This window comes from Gordonia jacobaea (assembly GCF_001186365.1).
GTDB classification, from domain to species: domain Bacteria; phylum Actinomycetota; class Actinomycetes; order Mycobacteriales; family Mycobacteriaceae; genus Gordonia; species Gordonia jacobaea.
On the sequence record NZ_LDTZ01000020.1, the window covers coordinates 142,112 to 161,145 of the forward strand.

At 66.2% G+C, this 19,034-nt stretch carries 15 protein-coding genes; 5 read left to right on the forward strand and 10 right to left on the reverse strand.

Annotation, left to right across the window (positions count from 1 at the left end):
- Positions 1 to 8 precede the first annotated feature (8 nt).
- Complete coding sequence (locus ABW18_RS17305) at positions 9 to 359, forward strand: metallopeptidase family protein (protein WP_049700218.1); 351 nt, start codon at positions 9 to 11, stop codon at positions 357 to 359.
- A gap of 58 nt (positions 360 to 417) precedes the next feature.
- Here ABW18_RS17305 and ABW18_RS17310 read toward each other — a convergent pair whose 3' ends face one another.
- The gene (locus tag ABW18_RS17310; RefSeq protein ID WP_049700219.1) at positions 418 to 1,092 is read right to left on the reverse strand and encodes a histidine phosphatase family protein; all 675 of its coding nucleotides are present in this window, start codon (positions 1,090 to 1,092) and stop codon (positions 418 to 420) included.
- Positions 1,092 to 2,084, reverse strand: coding sequence for a prephenate dehydratase (gene pheA, locus ABW18_RS17315; RefSeq protein WP_049700220.1), 993 nt, complete (start codon positions 2,082 to 2,084; stop codon positions 1,092 to 1,094). Before pheA ends, ABW18_RS17310 begins: the two co-directional genes overlap by 1 nt.
- A gap of 227 nt (positions 2,085 to 2,311) precedes the next feature.
- Here pheA and ABW18_RS17320 point away from each other — a divergent pair, with 227 nt between their 5' ends.
- The 4 genes from ABW18_RS17320 (at position 2,312) to ABW18_RS23015 (ending at position 7,732) form a co-directional block, all read left to right on the forward strand.
- Positions 2,312 to 3,115 carry a DUF2470 domain-containing protein gene (locus ABW18_RS17320; protein WP_049700221.1) on the forward strand — a complete coding sequence of 268 codons (804 nt, stop codon included), beginning with the start codon at positions 2,312 to 2,314 and terminating at the stop codon, positions 3,113 to 3,115.
- Positions 3,116 to 3,461: 346 nt separating this feature from the next.
- Positions 3,462 to 4,277, forward strand: coding sequence for a CPBP family intramembrane glutamic endopeptidase (locus tag ABW18_RS17325; RefSeq protein WP_049700222.1), 816 nt, complete (start codon positions 3,462 to 3,464; stop codon positions 4,275 to 4,277).
- A 622-nt stretch (positions 4,278 to 4,899) separates the two neighbouring features.
- Positions 4,900 to 5,985: an LCP family protein gene (locus ABW18_RS23430; protein ID WP_420841312.1), complete on the forward strand. Its 1,086-nt coding sequence runs from the start codon at positions 4,900 to 4,902 to the stop codon at positions 5,983 to 5,985.
- Positions 5,986 to 6,064: 79 nt separating this feature from the next.
- On the forward strand, positions 6,065 to 7,732 hold the full coding sequence (locus ABW18_RS23015; RefSeq protein ID WP_420841310.1) for an AAA family ATPase: 1,668 nt from the start codon (positions 6,065 to 6,067) through the stop codon (positions 7,730 to 7,732).
- Between the two features lie 17 nt (positions 7,733 to 7,749).
- Here ABW18_RS23015 and ABW18_RS17340 read toward each other — a convergent pair whose 3' ends face one another.
- The 8 genes from ABW18_RS17340 to ABW18_RS17375 form a co-directional block, all read right to left on the reverse strand.
- The gene (locus tag ABW18_RS17340; RefSeq protein ID WP_049700224.1) at positions 7,750 to 8,307 is read right to left on the reverse strand and encodes an RNA polymerase sigma factor; all 558 of its coding nucleotides are present in this window, start codon (positions 8,305 to 8,307) and stop codon (positions 7,750 to 7,752) included.
- Between the two features lie 112 nt (positions 8,308 to 8,419).
- On the reverse strand, positions 8,420 to 8,836 hold the full coding sequence (locus ABW18_RS17345) for a hypothetical protein (RefSeq protein WP_049700225.1): 417 nt from the start codon (positions 8,834 to 8,836) through the stop codon (positions 8,420 to 8,422).
- A gap of 81 nt (positions 8,837 to 8,917) precedes the next feature.
- Positions 8,918 to 9,334, reverse strand: coding sequence for a CD225/dispanin family protein (locus ABW18_RS17350; protein WP_049700226.1), 417 nt, complete (start codon positions 9,332 to 9,334; stop codon positions 8,918 to 8,920).
- A 118-nt stretch (positions 9,335 to 9,452) separates the two neighbouring features.
- Positions 9,453 to 11,714, reverse strand: a complete 2,262-nt coding sequence (locus tag ABW18_RS17355) for an ATP-binding cassette domain-containing protein (RefSeq protein ID WP_049700227.1) — start codon at positions 11,712 to 11,714, stop codon at positions 9,453 to 9,455.
- A 166-nt stretch (positions 11,715 to 11,880) separates the two neighbouring features.
- Entirely contained in the window at positions 11,881 to 13,470 is a 1,590-nt protein-coding gene (locus ABW18_RS17360; protein WP_049700228.1) for a hypothetical protein, read from the reverse strand.
- 111 nt (positions 13,471 to 13,581) lie between these two features.
- The gene (locus tag ABW18_RS17365) at positions 13,582 to 15,486 is read right to left on the reverse strand and encodes an Hsp70 family protein (RefSeq protein WP_049700229.1); all 1,905 of its coding nucleotides are present in this window, start codon (positions 15,484 to 15,486) and stop codon (positions 13,582 to 13,584) included.
- Positions 15,483 to 16,916, reverse strand: a complete 1,434-nt coding sequence (locus tag ABW18_RS17370; RefSeq protein WP_049700230.1) for a GTPase — start codon at positions 16,914 to 16,916, stop codon at positions 15,483 to 15,485. The genes ABW18_RS17365 and ABW18_RS17370 overlap by 4 nt, the downstream gene beginning before the upstream one ends.
- The gene (locus ABW18_RS17375; protein WP_049700231.1) at positions 16,913 to 18,745 is read right to left on the reverse strand and encodes a dynamin family protein; all 1,833 of its coding nucleotides are present in this window, start codon (positions 18,743 to 18,745) and stop codon (positions 16,913 to 16,915) included. Before ABW18_RS17375 ends, ABW18_RS17370 begins: the two co-directional genes overlap by 4 nt.
- Positions 18,746 to 19,034: the final 289 nt, after the last annotated feature.

Below are 19,034 nucleotides of genomic sequence, written 5' to 3' on the forward strand. Positions count from 1 at the left end.
GTACACCCATGCCCGTCGCCATGTCCGACGACGAGTTCGAGGGCCTGGTGTCCGATGCACTCGACACCATCCCGAAGGAACTGACCGACGCCATCGACAACGTGGTGATCCTCGTCGAGCCGAACAACCCCGAGTCGCCGCACATCCTCGGGCTGTACTCGGGCGTCGCACTCACCAGCCGCGACCACGACTACGGCGGCTTCTTACCCGACACCATCACCATCTACCGCGAGCCGATCCTCTGGATGTGCCACACCCGCGAGCAGGTCGTCCACGAGGTCGCCGTCACGGTCATCCACGAGATCGCCCACCACTTCGGCATCGACGACGCCTGGCTCCACGCGCACGGCTGGGGCTGAGGGGCGGGGCTTCGGGGCGCGGGCCGGGACGTCGCGCACACCCCGCGCCCCCGGCCCCCTACCCCATCGGGTCGGCGACGAGTGGCTCGTCGACGAGTTCGAACGGGGCGCGGGTGGCGCCCCAGCGGTGCGGGACCCACAGGCCGTCGGTGTACTCCAATTCGACGGAGCCGGTGTTGGGCAAATGTGTTGCGGCCGCGAACCTTCCGTCGATACCCGCGAGGTGCGCGGCGACGAGCCTGATCGCCGCGCCGTGGCTGACAAGGTAGACGTCGCGGGCGTCGGGTCCGCTGAGATAGCGCTGCGCGAGATCGGTGACGGCCGGCAGATACCGCTCGAACACCATCGTGAGCGATTCGCCGCCGGGGATCGGGGCGTCGGGGTCGCCGGAGTACCAGCGGTCGATGATTTCGCGGAAGACACCGTGAGCCTCGTCGTCGGTGCGGTCTTCGAGCTCGCCGGCCTGCACCTCGTGCACCCCCGGCACGATATCGGCATCGGCGCCCCAGACCGACGCGATGACCTCCGCGGTCTGCTGGGCGCGGGTCGCCTGCGAACTCAGGAGCACCGGGGCGTCGGCGTCATCGGTGCGCGTGATCGGATTCTCCAAGCCGTACCGAACCGCTTGTCGCACACCGAAATCGGTGAGCGAGGCGCCCGGTAGTGCGGTGTCGAGTCGACGCATCACATTCGACGTCGTCTCGCCGTGGCGGACCAGATACAGACGGGCCATCAGTCATCACCATCCTTGACGTCGTCGCCATCTCCCAGTCCTCGACGCATCGCCGAGACCCACTCCTTGCCCGGCCGATGGTCCGGTGGCGGCGAGCCGATCACCCCGCGCGCCGTCCACGACCCCAGATACACAATGTGTTCGGCTTCGCGGTAGAGCGCTTGGAGCGCTTCGGCAACCGCGTCGTCGTCGATATGCCCGACGGCGTCGAGGAAGAATCGGTACTGCCCGGGATTGGATTCGCCGGTTTCCGGGTCGCGCCGCGGTCGAGATTCGATTCTGGTGAGATCGATTCCGCGCGAAGCGAATTGATTCATCGCCGACATGAGGCTACCGGGCTCGTTCGGCAGTTCGAGGATCACGGCGGTGCGGTCGGCGCCGGTCGGCGGCGGAGGCGACACCGGTCTGCCGACGAGAAGGAATCGCGTCGTGGCGTCGACAGCATCCGAAACTTCGTCGGCGATCACGGTCAGCTCCGACAGTTCCGCTGCCAGACGCGTGGTCACCGCGGCGTCGGCCTTACCGGCCGCGACATCTTGTGCCGCACCGGCATTCGACGACGCCACGACGAATTCAGCTCCCGGATACAGCTTTTCGACGGAGGATCGAACCTGTGCCGATGCAACGGGGTATGCGGCGATCCGCCTCACCTGCGACGCATCGATGGCCGTTGGGGCGGCGATGGCGAATGCGACGTCGAGCACGGTTTCGGCGACGACCTGCACGCGCTTGGAGCCGTCGGGGACGAGCGCGTCCATCGTCGCCGGTACCGATCCCTCGAGTGAACTCTCGATGGGCACGCACGCGAAGTCGGCGTCGCCGGAGCGGACCAACGCGATCGCAGCGGCCGGACTGGCCGCCGCAACCTTGGTCACCTCGTCGTGATCGTCGCGGCGCGGGACCCCTGCGGCACCCGTTTCGGTCGCGAGGATCTTGTCCAACGCCATCTCGGTGAAGGTCCCTGCCGGACCGAAGTACGCGAACACTGACACGACCCGAGCTTAGTCGACACAAGGTGAACATCTCCCTGACCTGCGCAGACAATCCGTCGGCCACGAAGAAACGGTCGTCCGACGCCGAGCGCAGAGAAGCCCGTCGGCCGCGCGCTCGTCAGATTCCGCGCGATCACAACCATTGACGGATCACCCGAAACGACTTTAGGTTAGGGTTACCTACTATGAGCTGGACAGCACATCAGCCGACCGGGAGTGAGCACCGCATGACACGAGCCGTCACCGACAGACCGACGGACGCCGAGGTCATCGCCACCGCATGTCGAAGGGCGGGAAGCGCGATGCTGGCCGTCGAATCGCCCGTCGAGCCTTCGCAGAGTGCACTGCACAGCCACGAAGCCGACCTCGCCACCCCGACCCAGGTCGACCTGGTCCACCTCTTCGACACACAGGCATTCGTCCTGGTCCCCACTGCGGGACCGGCGATGCGTGCGGCCGCCGAGAGTCCCGACGGCCTACCCGCGATGGTCGAGGTCACCGACTGCGCACCCATCGACCTGCGCGAACGGGTTCGCTCCCTGATCTGGCTCAATGGACGGCTGCATCACATCCCGGCCAATCTCGAACGCGACCTCGCCGTCGAGATCGCCACGGAACACCCCGACGAAGGACTCCTCGACATCGGCCACGGACGGTCGATGATGCGGCTGCAGATCGAGACCGCCGTCGTCGCGAGCGGTGCCGGCGCCGCGTCGGTTCCCGCGCACGAACTCGCTCGCGCAGAGCCGGACCCGTTCTGGGAGTACGAGAACGACTGGATCAGCCACCTCGACGCCGCGCACGCCGACATCGTCGGACAACTCGCACGTCGACTTCCGCGCCACCTCCGACAGGGCCGGGTGCGCCCACTCGGACTCGACCGCTTCGGACTGCGCTTCCGCGTCGAGGGTTCGGCAGGCGACTCCGACGTCCGACTTCCCTTCCCCCATCCGGTGAACGACGTCACCGAGCTATCGCGGGCGCTACGCAACCTGGCTGGCTGTCCGTTTATGAACAGCCTGCCGGATTAATCGAAGACCACCCCCGCCCAGTCGAATCGGAAGACCCCTCGTCTGACATCGACTGGACTGCCAGGGCGCGCGGTCGGGAGGGCTGCCCGACCGCGCGCCCGACTCTTCCCCTGGTTCCGGACCGGCCGCGCGACTCTTCCCCGGGTTCCAGCGCGTCGGCGCGACTCTTCCCCGGGTCCCGTTCCCTTCCTCGAGAAACAACGCGAGCAAAGGCACACAAGTCGAGGAAAGAATCCTTCCCCTAGTTTCTGCACGACGGCCCACACCCACCGCGGTGCTCAGCCCGACCGCGCTGGCCTCTGCTCCCGCGCCGCCTCGCCCCAGCCGGCGCCGTAGGCTGTCGGCCATGGTCGACGTGACGCGTGGGATCGCAGCGATCGTCCGACCGGCCCCGCAGCGAGTCGTTGACGTGGTCGACGACCCCCGCGAGCGACGGGCGCTGATCGTCGAACTCGTCATCGTCGGTGTGTTGACCTTCGGTTTCTCTGCGATCTCGGCCATCCTCTCGCTGATCGAGCTGCAGCTGACCAGCGGAGTCGGCAACGCTACGGTCGCGCTCAATCCGAGCCGCTCGTCCGTCGGACTGATCGATTTCCTGCGACAACTCATGAGCGTGCTCCGACTGTTCGCGATCGCCGGCCTGGGCGTCTATCTCCTGTGGCGATCCGGCCTGCGCCTGCGCGGCGTGGGACTCGCCCGCCTGAGCGGCCGCGACGTTCCACCGGGACTTGTCCTCGCTGCCGCGATCGGACTGCCCGGGTTGGCACTCGTCGCCGCAGCGCGAGCTCTCGGCATGAACGCTCATCTCGTCCCCAGCGAAGTCGACGGTCCGTGGTGGCGCTGGCCGGTGCTGATTGCCATCGCAATCGGCAACGCGGCCGCGGAGGAGATCATCGTCGTCGCCTACTTCATCACCCGCCTACGACAGCTCGGAGCGTCGGAGAACATGTCGTTGGCCGCGAGCGCTCTCCTGCGTGGGGGTTATCACCTGTACCAGGGTGTGGGCGCGGGCGTCGGGAACGTCGTGATGGGTCTCGTCTTCGGGCGCTACTACCAGCTCACCAACCGGGTGTGGCCGCTGGTCATAGCGCACGCGGTCATCGACGTCGTCGCGTTCATCGGCTACGCACTGCTCCACGATCACCTCGGTTGGGTCGGGTGAGCACTCGACGCCATCGGCCCGTGCGCTGCGTGAATGACGCTTGAGGCCTGAGCGCCCGCGTACATTTGATCTGATGAATGAGCCAGATCCGCGCTACATGCGGCGCCGCGGTGGTCCGTCGCCGCACGAGCAGCAGCCGCGGAATCCGGCGCCCACGCCACCTGGAAGAGACCGCGCTCCCGCAGGTCAGCGCCGAAATCCAGCACCTCAGCCACCCGCTGACCGCCGACCGCGCAATCCCGTGCCGCATCCGGTTCGTCAGGCCGACCCGCAGCACCACGCCCCTCGACGCGCCGCACCACCGAACGCCGCACCCCCGAACGCCGCGCCCAAAAACGCCTACGACCCCACCCGACAGGTGCCGGGTGCAGGCGGAAACGATCGAGGTCGTCGTGTCGCGGAGTACCAACCTCCGCTGGCATGGTCGGCAGCACCCGACCATGCCCAACCCCCGCAGCCGGGTCCTCGACGCCCCGCGCCTCCCGCACCCTCACGACAGCCCGCTCCACGCGGCGCTGACCACGCCAAACCCGCCGACGCAACACCCTCGCACGCGGCAGCGGGTGCAGCCGCGGGTGCCGGGGCCGCTCGCGCGTACGCGCCGACGCAGAAGCCCGAGCCGGTGTCTCCCGACGACCGCCGGTCGCGCGGCGGGTCGTCTGCTCCCCCTCGACGCCCGGATCGGGGTCAGACCGCACCCCCTGCGTCGCCACCTCGACGTGGAAAGCCACGCTTTCGTCGACCACAGCTCGGCCGACCCAGACGCATCGGCAGGATCATCCTGATCATCCTGCTCGTGATCGTCCTCGGGTCGCTGGGACTGTTCTTCTACTACGACAGCAAACTGCACCGCGTCGACGCTCTGCCCGGTTACGCCGGGCGTCCCTCCGACACCCCCGGCACCACCTGGCTGATCGTCGGCAGCGACTCCCGCGAGGGCTTGACCCAACAGCAGAAGGACGATCTCGCGACCGGAGACAGCGACGGGTCGCGGACCGACACCATCATGCTCGCGTACAAGCCCCCCAGCGGTAAGGCCACGCTGATCAGCATCCCGCGCGACCTCTACGTCGCGATCCCCGGTCAGGGCAGCTACAAGATCAACGCGGCGTACAACTTCGGCGGTCCGCAACTGCTGGCCAAAACCATCGAGCAACTCACCGGCATCCGCATCGACCACTACGCCGAGATCGGCTTCGGCGGTTTCGACACCCTCGTCGACGCTGTCGGCGGTGTGAACATCTGCATCGACCAATCGCTCCGCGACCCCAAGGCAGGACTCAACCTGACGAAGGGTTGTCACGATCTCAACGGTCAACAGGCACTCGGCCTGGTCCGCACCCGAGCATTCCCCAACGCCGACCTCGAGCGCGTGGTCAATCAACGAAAGTTCTTGTCGGCCCTGATGTCGAAGGCCACCAGCCCCGGCGTGCTTCTCAACCCGTTCCGTCTGTTCCCGTTCATCAGCGGTGCGGTCGACGGCTTGACCGTCGACAACAGCACACATCTGTGGAACCTCGGCATGCTCGGGTGGTGGCTGAGCGACGACCCGATCACCACGACCACACCGACCGGTGGGTCTGAGCTGACCGACGACGGCGACTCACTTGCCGTGGGAGACAACACCAAACAGTTCTTCGACGCAATCCGGTCTGGCAAGCAGATACCGAAGGATCTGCTGTCCGATCAGGGCGGCGCAATCGGGTGAATGACGACTACCGCGATTTCAGACTTGCGATTCCGCACCGCCACCCGCCCCGTTGTAACGTCATGGCCGAACTTCGACATTGCGAGGATGTACCGTGACGGCCGACAACCACCGAGCACCACACGTTCCGCCGTGGCTGGCGGGCCCGCCTGCCCCAGCCGGCGGCGATTCGCTGCGCGCACCCGCCGCTCCTCGGGAAACCACCGCCGCTCCGGAGGTTCGTGGATCTTCTGAGGCCACTGGGTCGTCTGAGGTCGCTGGGCCCTCTGGGGTCGCTGCATCGCCTGAAGGCCATGCTTCTGCTGAAAGCGGCACTGCCCGGCCGGATGTCGCCCCGCAAGAGCACCCACAGTCTCAAGGTGCCCACTCCGAAGCTGCACAATCTGCAGCGCCACAGTCGGAAGCTGGACCGCCGGCGCCACTGCCGAGCTGGGTTCCTGCCGCCGAGAATGAGTGGGCCGGCGACCCCGTAGCGGCACCGCAACACCCCGACGCGCCCCACTTCGCGCCGCCGCCTCGCGGCACCGTGCCACCGCACGCCGCACCAAACCACGGAGTGCCGCCTCAATCACTGCCACCGCACGCCGGACCCCCTTTCGGGGCACCCCAGCAAGGCCCACCGCAACAAGTCCCACCCCAGCAAGTCCCGCCGCAAGGTGGCGCACCCCAACAGTTCAGTGCGCCCACAGGATTCAGTGCGCCCAAAGGATTCGGTGCCCCCGCAGGATTCGGGGCGCCGCCACAGTTCGGTGCACCCGTTGCGCCGCAGGAGTACAACGCACCCGGCCTCGACTCCGGAATGCTCCTCCGAAAGGCGCGTCGACCACCACGGTCGGGCTGGCGTCGCACGGTGCACCGCATCTCCGGAGGCACCATCAGCCCCAGTGAGTCGCGAGCGACCGTGTACCACGACGAACTGGTCAGGCAGCTCAATGCGCCGGTCCACGGCGACTTCCGCATCGCGGTGCTGTCACTGAAGGGTGGCGTCGGAAAGACAACCACCACAGTGGGTCTCGGCTCGACCTTCGCCAGTCTGCGCGGCGATCGCGTGATCGCCGTCGACGCCAACCCCGACCTCGGGACGTTGTCGCAGCGGGTTCCCCAGCAGACCTCGTCGACGGTGCAGGACGTCCTCCTCGACGATCAGATCCACCGCTACTCAGATGTCCGACGACACACCTCACAGTCTGTCAGTCGACTCGAAGTCCTTGCCTCCGAACGTGATCCGGCTACGGCAGAGACTTTCGACGAGCAGGACTACCGCACGGTGATCCAGGTTCTCGAGCGCTTCTACAACATCATCCTCACCGACTGCGGTACGGGACTGTCGCATTCGGCGATGGACGGTGTCCTCGATCTCGCGCACTCGTTGATCATCGTGTCGACGGCCGCCCTCGACGGCGCACGCAGTGCCAGCGCGACCCTCGACTGGCTCGAAGCGCATGGCTACGGCCACCTGGTGTCACGGGCTGTTGTCGTCCTGAGCGGACCCCGACGTGGCAGCGCCAGCATCGATCTCACCCAACTGGCGCAACACTTCCTGGCACGGACCCGTGCCGTACAGGTGATCCCGTTCGACGAACACCTCTCCGAGGGAGCAGAAGTCGACCTCGATCTCCTCGCCAAGTCGACGCGGCGCGCGTTCGTCGAATTGGCCGCAACTGTCGCTGAGGATTTCGCCCTTGTCGGCGATCACCGCCGTCGTGACAACGTCGATCCGCGGTCGGCACAAACCTGGCAGCCGTGACGAAATCCGTACGCGCGCTATGACTCGACCGTCGTGTGCGCGCGAAGATATTGTGCGAGCTGTGTGCGCCCGCGGTTGAGTCTCGATTTCACCGTCTGCACGCCGACGCCCTGATGCTCGGCGATGTCGGCGTAGCTGAAGTCGCCGAACTCACGCAGCACAACCGCTTCGCGGATGTCGTCCGAGAGTTGTTGCAGTGCTTCGCGTAATTGATCGCGCAGCGCTATCTGCTCATCGAATCGGGGTGCCGAATCGTCGGCGTCGAGGGTCACCGGCGCCTCGGGGTCGCTGAAGTCGGTGAGGGTGGTGTTCGCCTTGCGCTTGCGGATCAGTGCGAGCGCATTGTTGGCGGCGATCCGGTGCATCCAGGTGGAGAATCTCGCCTCGCCGCGGAACTTGTCGAGGTTGCGCCACGCGGCGAGCAACGTTGCCTGGAGCGCGTCCTCGGCGTCGTGCTGATTGCCGCAGATCTGTAGGCAGACGGCCCAGATCTGGTTGCGATGGCCATTGACCAGATCCGCGAAGGCGCGTTGGTCGCCGTCGCGTGCCTGCATCACGAGTACCGCTTCGTCCACAGATGCTCCCGATCAATCAAACGCCTCCGCACCGGTGACAGATATGCCACCGGTGCGAAGACGTGTGCGGTCTTCGAAATTCAGCTCATCGAGCATTGTGCTCATGCGGCGCTCACAGGTGGTAGTCGCCCCCGTCGTGATGTCCACTACCACCGTCGTGATCGCCGTAATCGCCCTCGGCGAGGTCGACGTCGTGCCCGGTTGAATCGTCGTGCTGCAACGTCGGATCGTCGTCGCCATGCAGGACCGCGGGGTCTGCCGACACAGCACCACCGTCGTCGTGGCCGCCCTGATGTTGGTCGTCACCGTCTTGACCGTTTTCGTGATACACGCCGTCTTCGACGACGACGTCGTCGTCAGCGGGCACGTTGGGCTCGTCGTCCATGTCGGGGACGGTGCTGTCGTCTGCGGGAGCATCCGACTCGAATGCAGCGGACAGCGCGTGCTCGAACACCCCGGGCGGAGGGGCCTGCACGTCGTCGGGCGAGATGCCCAGCGCAGTCAGGATGGAGTCGTCATCAGCGCTCATCCGTATCTCCTTCGTTCGTAGCAGGCGGCTGTCGGTTCCACTGCGCGCCGGCTTTCTCGGTTAGATGCTGCCAGGTGTGTGTCAGCCTTGGTACGCCGACATCGATGACACCGCCGATGCGATCACCACGACGTAGAGCACGATCGTGAGTACGAACCCCACCCCGAACATGATCAGGGCGTACTTTCCGAGCTTCTTTGCCTGGTCGGACGCGTGCTGCGCACCGACGCGGTCGCCCGAGATCCACAGCGTCGAGACCCTGCCCGCGTGCCCGAAGGCCGCGAAGGCCAGCGGCCAGAAGAAGATCAGCGCCGCGGCGGCCCAACCCATGTTCGACGACGGGCACGCCGTCGAAGGGCTCTCCTGCACCGGCGGACGCTGCACACCGGAGGCATTCATGTCACGACCCGACGGCCTCATCACGGTGGTGCGGTCATCGAGTCCGACCTGGGCAGCGGCACGGTAAGCGGGCATCGGCTGGTTCTGGTTGGGGTACATCGGATCTCCTCGGCTCGTTCGGTGCGCTTCTCGCACCGTCAGAGATTGGATGCGCCGAGACCCTCCGAATGTGCCGCGCGGCGTCGAAGAATCTCTGTGACATGGGTCACTCTGGTGTTCATCGTTTCAACTGGAGCTTGGACGCCGTGTACGCGATCAGGAGTACGCCGAGTAGCGTGAGCGCACTTGCGGTCAGAAGCGCGTTGCCGAATGCGGGCTCCCAGAGGTGCGCCCCGCGCGTCTGTGGGGCCAGCGGCGCGATCGATGGCAGGTCCACCGCCATCGCCGACGCGGCGTACCCCCAGTACGACGGGAAGAGCCACGCGAGCTGCGACAGTCCCGGTGCGCTGAGTCGAAAGAGCCCGCCGCAGAACACCAATTGTGAGATGACGAGGATGACCAGGGGCGGCATTGTTTGTTCGTTGGACTTCACGGTGGCCGAGATAGCAAGTCCGACAACCGTACTCACGCATGCGATGGCCGCGACCGCACCGAGCAACTCGACAGGCGCCGCCCCCACGACACCTCCGGACGGCAGTCCCTTGCCCAGATAGCAGATCACCACCATCGTCGTCGACTGCGCGATCGCCACGCCGAAGTAGACCCCGACCTTGGCGGTCAGGTACGAGCCGGGGCGAAGTCCTACTGCGCGTTCGCGTTCGAAGATGTCGCGTTCACCGACGAGGTCGCGGACCGTCAGCGCCGTGCCCATGAAACAGGCTCCGATCACCATGATGACGAGAACCTGAAGCGATTCTCCCGCGGTGTTCTGAGCCGTGTTGACGCCGAAACCGGCACTGCCGGGGATCACCAACGTCAGCAGCCCCAAGACGAGCGGCATCACCACGAGAAAGGCAAGGTATCCGGGATCGGCGAGAATCAGTCGCAGCTGGCGGCGGGCAATGGTGCTCGCCTGGCGCTGAGCACTGGTCTGGGGAGACGTCCGCACAACCCGTGTGCTCGGCGTCGATTGGTGCCGATGCGAGGCGTGCCCGTTGGTTCGCGCGAGATGCCTGCGATAGGCATCGTCGGGATGGCTTGCCACGTAGGAGAATATCTCGGCCCAATCGCTGTTTCCCATCGCGGGAGCCACCTCGTCGGGGCGGCCGCGGAAGGCCGTCTTGCCGCCGGGTGCGAGCAACAGCACCTGATCGCACATGGCGAGGTGCGTCAGCGAATGCGTGACAACGATGACCGTGCGCCCCGCGTCGGCGAGTCGACGCAGCGTCGTCATGACCTGCCTGTCGAGTGCCGGATCGAGGCCGGACGTCGGCTCATCGAGGATGAGAAGTGAAGGGCCGGTGAGCAATTCCATCGCCACCGAGGCTCGTTTGCGTTGACCGCCGGATAGCGCGTCGACTCGGGTGTCGAGGTGCTCGGACAGTTGGAGCTCATCGAGCACCCCCGCGATCACGCGGTCGCGCTCGGATTCGGGCAGGTCCTCCGGGAGCCGAAGCTCGGCTGCGAACCGAAGTGCCTGCCGCAGAGTCAGTTTGCGGTGCAGCACGTCGTGCTGGGGCACCATGCCGATGCGCGTGCGCAGCGACTCGTACTCCGCGTGGACGTCGTGACCGTCGAACAACACCCGCCCCGACGTGGGAGCGGTCAGGCCGGCGACAATCTTCGACAGGGTCGACTTGCCTGCACCGGATGGGCCGACGAGTGCTGTCAGCGTTCCCGGCCCGGCGACCAGATCGACGTCGTGGAGGAGTTCTTTGGTGCGGTCGACGACGAGCCCGATGCCCTCGACCTGCAACCCTCCCCAGGCAGTGTTGGACCCGACTGCACTGATCCCCGCTGCGAGGAGATCGCCGCCTCGAACGATGAGGTCGGTGTTGCCGACGGTGACCAGGTCGCCGTCGGTGACCGCGGCTCGCCCAAATATCCTGTGTCCGTTGACGAAAGTGCCGTTGACACTGCCGAGATCCTCGAGATGCCGTTCGCCGGGTCCGACGACCAGGCGAGCATGTCGTCGAGACACGAGCACGTCGTCGACGGCGAGATCGTTGGTCGGGCCACGTCCGATGAGCGTCACCGACGGGTTGTCGGAGGGTGAACCGTGCTCGACCTCTTCGGTCGCGAGCGCGACGACGAGAATCGGCGCCGATGCCGGCGGTCCGAGGTGCACCGACGTCGTCGAGGTGATCGGAAAGTCGACGACCAATGCACCCGACACGACCAGCGTCGCCCCGTCGACACTCACGAGATGCCATGTGTCATCACGCCATTCGATCGCGAGGTGGTGTTCGCGTACATCCCGGTGATCGACGACGATGTCGTTGTCGAGCGCCGCTCCCACTGTCAACCGCGTCGTGTCACCGAGCGCGTACACACACGATTCGACACTCACGCTTCCGGGCATGGGAACAGTGGTTGTCATGGAAGGTCCGCCTTCTCGATGGGTGAACGACGCTCAGGCGCCGCGACCGACACCGGGCGGCAGCCCCGCGATCTGCGATGGGGCTGCCGCCCGGTGCGGCCCGAATGTGTGGTGTCCGGCGACTGGACGACAGGTCGAACTCCGCCTCGACCAGACGACCTGCCGATCAGACGGAAACGTCTCCGTGGTGATCGTCGTGCGCACCGTGGTCGTCGTAGGTATCCGAATCGGTGCCGTACGTCTCGTGCGAGTCGTCGTGTGCCGACGGATCGGACGCGCCGTCGGGGCCACCGTAGACGTAGCTCACGGTGTCGGCGTTGCCGTCACCATCGGCGTCGGTGAGCACGGTGTCGGCAACGCCGTCGTTGTCGACGTCGAGAACGGTGGTGTCGAACTTGCCGTCGTGATCACTGTCGATGAGCTTCACGTCGGCGGTGCCATCCCCGTCGACGTCAATGGTCGCGCTGTCGACTTTGCCCTGCTCGTCGAACGTATCGACCTCGCGGACCTGGCCGTGCTCGTCGGTGATCGTGCGAAGGTCCGCGACCCCGTCGCCATCGGTATCCGATTCGAAGACGGTTGTGCCGTTCTCGCCCGCATACGCAACCGTGTCCATCTTGCCGTCGCCATCGGTATCTCCCTCGAGGAGAGTGACGTTGCCCTCGCTGTCGAGGTAGGCGTTCACCTGATTGCCGTCGTCGTCGCTGAGGTGCACGACGTCGACGTTGCCGTCGCCATCGACGTCAACAGTCGAATCAGCGTGCAGCCCGGTCTGCGACTCCACCGCGGACTTCTCGGACTCCTGCGGCGCAGCATCCTTCGTCGGCGCCTCGGCTTCGGTCGGCGCGGCAGCGTCGGTCGGTGCGGCATCCTCGGCCGGTGCCTCAGCTTCGGTCGGTGCAGCAGCGTCAGTCGGGGCTGCAGCGTCAGTCGGGGCAGCGGACTCTGTCGGTGCAGCAGCATCATCGGCCGGTGCCTCCGCATCCTCAGCCGGTGCAGCAGGCTCGCTCGGTGCAGCAGCGTCCTCAGCCGGTGCAGCATCCTCGGCCGGTGCAGCATCCTCAGCCGGTGCAGCATCCTCAGCCGGTGCAGCATCCTCAGCCGGTGCAGCGTCCTCGGCCGGTGCAGCAGCATCCTCGGCCGGTGCAGCAGCGTCATCAGTCGGTGCAGCGTCATCAGCCGGCGCGGCATCCTCGGCCGGCGCGGCGTCCTCGGCCGGCGCCTCCGCGTCCTCGGCCGGTGCCGGGTCCGAGGGCGATGAGTTCTCGGACTGGGCGTCGGCAGGGCTTGCCTGGGCGTCCGGGGCGGACTTCTCGTCGTAGGGCTCGTCCGGACTGATACTCGGCTTTGCGTCCTGCTCGGACGTCGAGGCAGTGGCCTCAGTGGGCTCAGTGCTGGAATCCTCAGTGCTCGAATCCTCGGCGCTCGGGGCCTCGGTGCTCGAATCCTCGGCAGTCGGGGCCTCCGTGCTCGGAGGCTCGGTGCTCGAATCCTCGCTCGGAGCCTCAGTGCTCGAATTGTCAGCGTTCGAGTACTCCCCGTTGGCGGATAGCGTTCCCGCGGGCTCGCCGTTCCGCGTGTAGCTGATGTCGCCGTTGTCCTCGAAGGTTGCGACGATCTTGTTTCCGGCGTCGTCTTGCATCTCGACCTTCTCGGGAGTCCCGTCCTTGTCGGCGTCTTCGACGGAGACGACGGTCAAGTTGCCTTCGACCTCGATGTTGTCGGCGATGTTGCCGGGATCTCGGGTCTCGCTCATGTCCGACTTCTTTCTCTCGAGCCCGTCATCTCGAGCGGGCTTACTGATGCGTGCAGGGTTTGGACGCTTTCAGGGATTGGATGCGACCGGATGCGTGGAATGTTCCGCGGATCAGGAAATCAATCCGGCGCGACTCAGATACGTCTTGCCGTCGGCGACCGATTCGAGTCCGAACGTGGTCACCTGGAGGTTGGTCGACGTGTTCGCGTAGGTCGCGATGTACGACTTGGTGCCGCCGTCCGGCTTGATCTCCGCTGCCGACACGCGAGCGGAATCCTCGACCAGCGTGCCCTTCCCGTCGCTCTGGGTTCCGTTGCGGAGCGAGGTGATCGAGCTCTGCGCTCCCGTGGAGTCAGACGAAAAGCTGACGAACCCGTCGATTCCCCCGTAGGACTTCTTCTCGAAGAACGACCCCAACGGTCCGTCCTCCTTGATGTTGCACATCATGGAGAGCGCGCCATTGGTGGTGAAGTCGCTCTTGCGGCAATCTTCGACGCCGTCCTGCAACGCCGAGGGCAGGAGGCTGTAGAGCTGCTTCTCATCTGTGACGATCGCACTACCATTCGCCGCCGTCTGCGTGGCGGCCGTCGAGCTTTGCGCCGCTTGGTTCGGATTGTCATCTCCGCCACCACGATTCGCGAGCGCAATACCACCGACCACGATGCCGGCCACCGCGACGACCGCGACACCGACGAGCGCGACCCGACCCCACTTTCGTCCGCCCGACGACGGCGGTGTCGGCGACGGCGTCGCCGCAGCGCGCTGCCCGGCGGGCGCCTGCGATGCACCGGCGGGATATCGGCCGTCTGCAGCCTGCTGCGCGGTCGGCGCCATCAGGTCGGCTGCGGCCGGGGCGGCCGGACGCTCACGGGTGTCGGCAGCACGATCGCCGACCGCTGTCACCAAAGCGCCCTGTGCAACAACGGTTTTCGGGTCGTCGAGCGTGGCGACGGGACCGATTTCACCGAGCCGCTGCTGGATGAGCGGAATCCTCGACGACCCGCCCGTCAGGTACAGGGCTGTCAACTGTTCCGGATGCGTGATCCCGGCGTCGAGCAGCGTTGCCCTGGTCAGACGCAACGCCTGCTCGGCTGCCGGCGCGATCAGTTCGTCGAATTCGTCGCGGGTGATCTGTAGGGTTTGCCGACCCTGCGGTGTGTTGTTGATCGTGATGGTCGCCGAGGGCGCTTCGGACAGCAGCTCTTTGGCGCTGCGGATGGACTCCTGCAGGCTCTGCATGACGTCGACCGGCGCACGTCGACGCAGCCACTCGACCAGTTCAGGGTCGCGGTCGGCGAGCCGTTGCTCCACCCATCGCTGGATCAGCGCATCGATGTTCTTGCCACCAAGGCCGTTGTCACCGCGCGCAGCGATCACCTGGAACGCGTTCGGCCCGGTCACTGTGAGTACCGCGATGTCGAGGGTGCCGCCGCCGAAGTCGAAGACGGCGATCCGCGCTCCGGGCTGCATGGCGTGTGATCGGCTGTAATGCGCTGCGGCAGCGCGTGGTTCGGAGATGGTCGTGATGCGCGAGCCGTCGATGCCCGCACGCATCGCCGCCTCGGCGAGTACGCCGACCTGCTGTGGCGCCCACGCCTCGGGATGGGTCAGGACGACCTGCGCCGGCAATTGCCCCGCGTGCGCTGCTTTGCCGCGGGAGATGATCGCCGACATCACCGCGGCCACCGGCAGCGCCGACGGCATCGTGTAGCCGGCGATCACCGTCGTGGGGGCACCCGTGATCAGTCGCTTGGGAGAGGCGACGAAACCGACCGGATTCTGCTGCGCGAGGTTGCGCGCGGGCTCACCGACGGAAATCCGTTCGGGGGACGCGACATACACGCTCGACGGCATCAGATTGCTCGTATGCGAGAGCGACAGCGTCTCGATACTTCCGCTTGTCGCACCCGAATGCGCGGCAGCGGAATTCGACGTACCGAAGTCGATGGCGAGAATCCAGGTCGGTGACATATGCGTGTGGGTGTCCTGTGTGTTGCTCGGTGAGCGGTTGCTCATCTGGTGGCGGTCGGTGTGGTCAACGGGGTGTAGCTGCGGATCAGGGTGACGATGGCGGCATCCTCTGCCGCTGAGCTCGTGGCGAGTGAACGCTGGTGCGCGATCGCCAGACGACGCTGTGCCTCTGCGGCGACGGCATGCGACGGTGCGGATGGGGGTAGCCCGACGCGCCCGGCCGCTGAAGTTGCACGGAGGATGGTGTGCAGTTCCTCGGTGACCGCCGCGTTGGGGTCGGTACGGAGCATGCGCTGGTAGTCCTCGAGGACGGTGACCAGATGCAACTCCGGCTTGTTGCGAAGTTCCATCGTGAGCGTCCGAATGTGATCGCGCGCCGGATGGGTGAAAGCCAACTGATCGAGTCGGGCAAGAATACGGTGTGCCCGATGCAGAACGGCATACCGGGCTATCGACGTGGTCAATTCGCCACGCAACTGACCGATACCCGACAGCGACATCAGCCAGGCATTGAGCTCCGACGCTCCGCGCGCGGCGATCTGGCGACCGTTGAGCACGCCGTATTCCCCGAGTAGGCCGAGCAAGCGCGCGCGTACCTGCGGCGACAGTTCACTGCGGACGTCGTCGTTGTCGAATGTGCGCACCACGTCGAGCCTGGACAACGGCGCGAGCCGCGCCAACGCCGCCGCTAGATCCTCGGTCAGCATGCCGGTGTGGCTGGTTTGGGCCATGAGTCCGGAAATCGCCACGACGTCGCTGACCGTCTCCGACAACTGCTTGGCCAGAACGCGCGCGTGGTCGGCGGCGTACGGAATCGGGTCGCGTCGTCCGAGTGCGCCCTCGCCGAACGAATCGGCTCGCGACAACACTCCGAGCATGTTGAGCGGAGTGAATGGGAGCTGGGAGAGGAACTCGATCTCGTCGGTGCGCGGCGCGGCGTCGAACAGAAAGACCGCGGCGTCGGCGTCGATGGACGCCGTGCGCGTCTGCTCGAACCCGTCGATCACGGCGCGCCTCGTCGCCGAGTCGTTTTCGGTTGTCAGCGTCGACAATCCGGGCGTGTCGATCAGCGTGAGCTGGCGCAACGACGCCGACGGCATCCACCGCTCGACAAACTGGATCTCCGACGACGGCAGCGGTAGGTCGACCGGCTGATGAGCCGCGACGGCGACGCGATGGCGTCGGCCGTCGATTCCGACGATCTCGGCACGCGACGGGCTGCCATCGGAGTAGACGGTGACGACGTTGGTGGCCTCGAGCGCAGCGGTTTCGGCGACCGGCGCCCCGATCAGCGCGTTGACCAGCGTCGACTTACCGGCCTTCAGCCGTCCGACGATGACCACGCGGGGCGGCGACCACAGGATGGTGCCGATCGAGTTGGCGTGCTCGACGAGGTCGCCACCGAGACCGGCGAGTTGTCGCAGACCGCGATCGAGAGCGGCGTGCACCGGATCGTTGCCGGAGGACGTGGTCATCGTTTCACCTGAGCCAGGTACTTCTCGGCCGAGGCGATCCGCTTGTCGACAACCTCGAGGTTCGACGTCAGACGAGTGACGGTCTTGTCGCGCGACGCGGAGTCGGACTGCGCCGCCTTCTGAACCTCGTTGATCGTGTTCTGCAGGGTCTCGATGTTCTCACGCAGATAGTTTCGATAGCGGATGACGATCTCGGGCCGCGCCTGCGCGACGGCACTCTCGAGGAGGCGACCGGTTGCTGCCTTCGTCGCTCCGATGGTCTCCCGCAGCCAGGTCAGCAGGTTCGCTTTGCCTGCTCGGATCGCGCGGAAACCCAGATTCACGCCGACCCACACCGTGCCGACCACGACGCCGACACCCATCAGAGCGCTCAGTCCGAGTATTCCGCCGAGCGTCGATGATCCGACGACACCCATCGTCAGCAGCGTCGGATCGAGCAGACCGTGCCGCTTGCTCGCGACCTGATGTGTCTCGATTCGCTTGTCCTGCATGGATTCGACGATCTGCGAGCGCAACTCTTCCCACACGGTGGGGTCGTCGGTGAATCGTGGCGCGACCACGGTGTCGTGAAGTCGCTGCAGGAACTCGGCGAGAGTCTGCGCCATCGCCAACTGGAGGTCGGCGTGCATGTCGGCGGTGAACTTCTGTTCGCTGCGGCGCAGCACCTGCATGCCGTGCTTGTTGACGTACAGCGTCCACTTGTCGCGCACGTCGTCGAGGCGTCGTTCGAGACCATCGACCGCCTGCTGCCGCAGCAACGTGAGGTCACGGGCGAGGTACTGCTCCCACTCGCGTGCCTGCTCCTGCAATTCGGTGAGCCTGTCCCGCTCAGCAGTGAGGTCGGGCAGCGCCTTCGCGCCGGCCTGCACGGCGTCGAGTTCACGAGAGATCTTGGAGCGCAACACCTTCAGACCTTCGAGGCAGGTGCGCACCGCGTCGGCCTCCGGGAGCTCGGCCGCGGCGTCGAGTCGTCGGGTGAGTTCGGAACGCAACGTCGCGATGCCGCTCTCGTGCTCCAGCCGCTCCTGCTCTGCGGGGTCGGCGAGTTCGGTCGAGAGCGACGCGAGAAGGCTCGACACCCCGAAAACCGGGAATGGACGTCCGATCTCGCGGGTCAGCAGGCGCTCGTTCTCACCGACGATCTCTCGCCAGCGTCGAAGATTCTTGTCGGTTTTCGTCACCACCACGATGACCGAATCGACTGTCGACGACGCCTCGCGGACGAACTCCATCTCCGGGGCAGTCAACGGCGACGACGCGTCGCACACCAGAACCAGCACACACGCCTGCTGGGCCGACTGCGTAGCCAGTTTGGCCAACCCGACGTCGAGCCCGCCAACCCCCGGGGTGTCGACCATCGTCATGTCGGAGACGCGTGCAGTCCGCACCGCGACCGCGGCCGACGTCGGAAGCTCCTCGGCCTGTGGATCGCGGACATGTGCACCGTCGGTGGTCACCCACTGCGCGAGTTCGTCGACGGGCGTGGTCCGCGACGTCCCGGACGGAAAGAACAGCTCGGCCGTCTCGTCGACGTCGAGGGCGGAGTCGACGGTGACCGACACCGCGGTCGACGAGGTCACCTCGACACCGACGGGGCACAGATCCCGTTGCCCGACGAGGGCGTTGACCAGCGAACTCTTGCCCCGCTGCACCTCTCCGACGACCACAACCGTGCGGGCTTGCCGGTCGCGGGCGAGTTTGGCGGCGGCAACGTCGGCAAGGGTGTCCATCTTGTAGGCGCGGAGCACCGTCGAAGCGGCATCGACAATGGCCGACGCGTCGCCGGCAGCGGATTTCCGCTCCGTCGCACCCTGCGCCTGTGCAGCCATTCTCTCGCCCCGTACCCGATCGTTTATGCCTCGACGTCGCTGATGCCCGGACGTCATTCATGCCCCGACGGATTCGCCGCGGCGCCGCGTTGCCGGTACACCGCTTCCGACCGAAACCCCATCCGCGGCCCGACAGGGCGTGAGTCTAACGTCCTGCCGTTGGCACTGTGCCATCTAGATGACGTGAATGACACGGGCAGCGGTCATCGGGGCGTCGTGTACTAGCCTGCTGAGCGAAGTGAACAATTCGGTCAGTGGCCGGAACCGACCGATTGCGCAGCACCGGAGG

What these genes read in the sequence shown, in the direction of transcription:
- ABW18_RS17305 (WP_049700218.1), top strand. Translation starts at nt 9, where the DNA reads ATGCCCGTCGCCATGTCCGACGACGAGTTCGAGGGCCTGGTGTCCGAT.
- ABW18_RS17310 (WP_049700219.1), bottom strand. Translation starts at nt 1,092, where the DNA reads ATGGCCCGTCTGTATCTGGTCCGCCACGGCGAGACGACGTCGAATGTG.
- ABW18_RS17320 (WP_049700221.1), top strand. Translation starts at nt 2,312, where the DNA reads ATGACACGAGCCGTCACCGACAGACCGACGGACGCCGAGGTCATCGCC.
- ABW18_RS17325 (WP_049700222.1), top strand. Translation starts at nt 3,462, where the DNA reads ATGGTCGACGTGACGCGTGGGATCGCAGCGATCGTCCGACCGGCCCCG.
- ABW18_RS17345 (WP_049700225.1), bottom strand. Translation starts at nt 8,836, where the DNA reads ATGAGCGCTGATGACGACTCCATCCTGACTGCGCTGGGCATCTCGCCC.
- ABW18_RS17350 (WP_049700226.1), bottom strand. Translation starts at nt 9,334, where the DNA reads ATGTACCCCAACCAGAACCAGCCGATGCCCGCTTACCGTGCCGCTGCC.
- ABW18_RS17355 (WP_049700227.1), bottom strand. Translation starts at nt 11,714, where the DNA reads ATGACAACCACTGTTCCCATGCCCGGAAGCGTGAGTGTCGAATCGTGT.
- ABW18_RS17360 (WP_049700228.1), bottom strand. Translation starts at nt 13,470, where the DNA reads ATGAGCGAGACCCGAGATCCCGGCAACATCGCCGACAACATCGAGGTC.
- ABW18_RS17365 (WP_049700229.1), bottom strand. Translation starts at nt 15,486, where the DNA reads ATGAGCAACCGCTCACCGAGCAACACACAGGACACCCACACGCATATG.
- ABW18_RS17370 (WP_049700230.1), bottom strand. Translation starts at nt 16,916, where the DNA reads ATGACCACGTCCTCCGGCAACGATCCGGTGCACGCCGCTCTCGATCGC.
- ABW18_RS17375 (WP_049700231.1), bottom strand. Translation starts at nt 18,745, where the DNA reads ATGGCTGCACAGGCGCAGGGTGCGACGGAGCGGAAATCCGCTGCCGGC.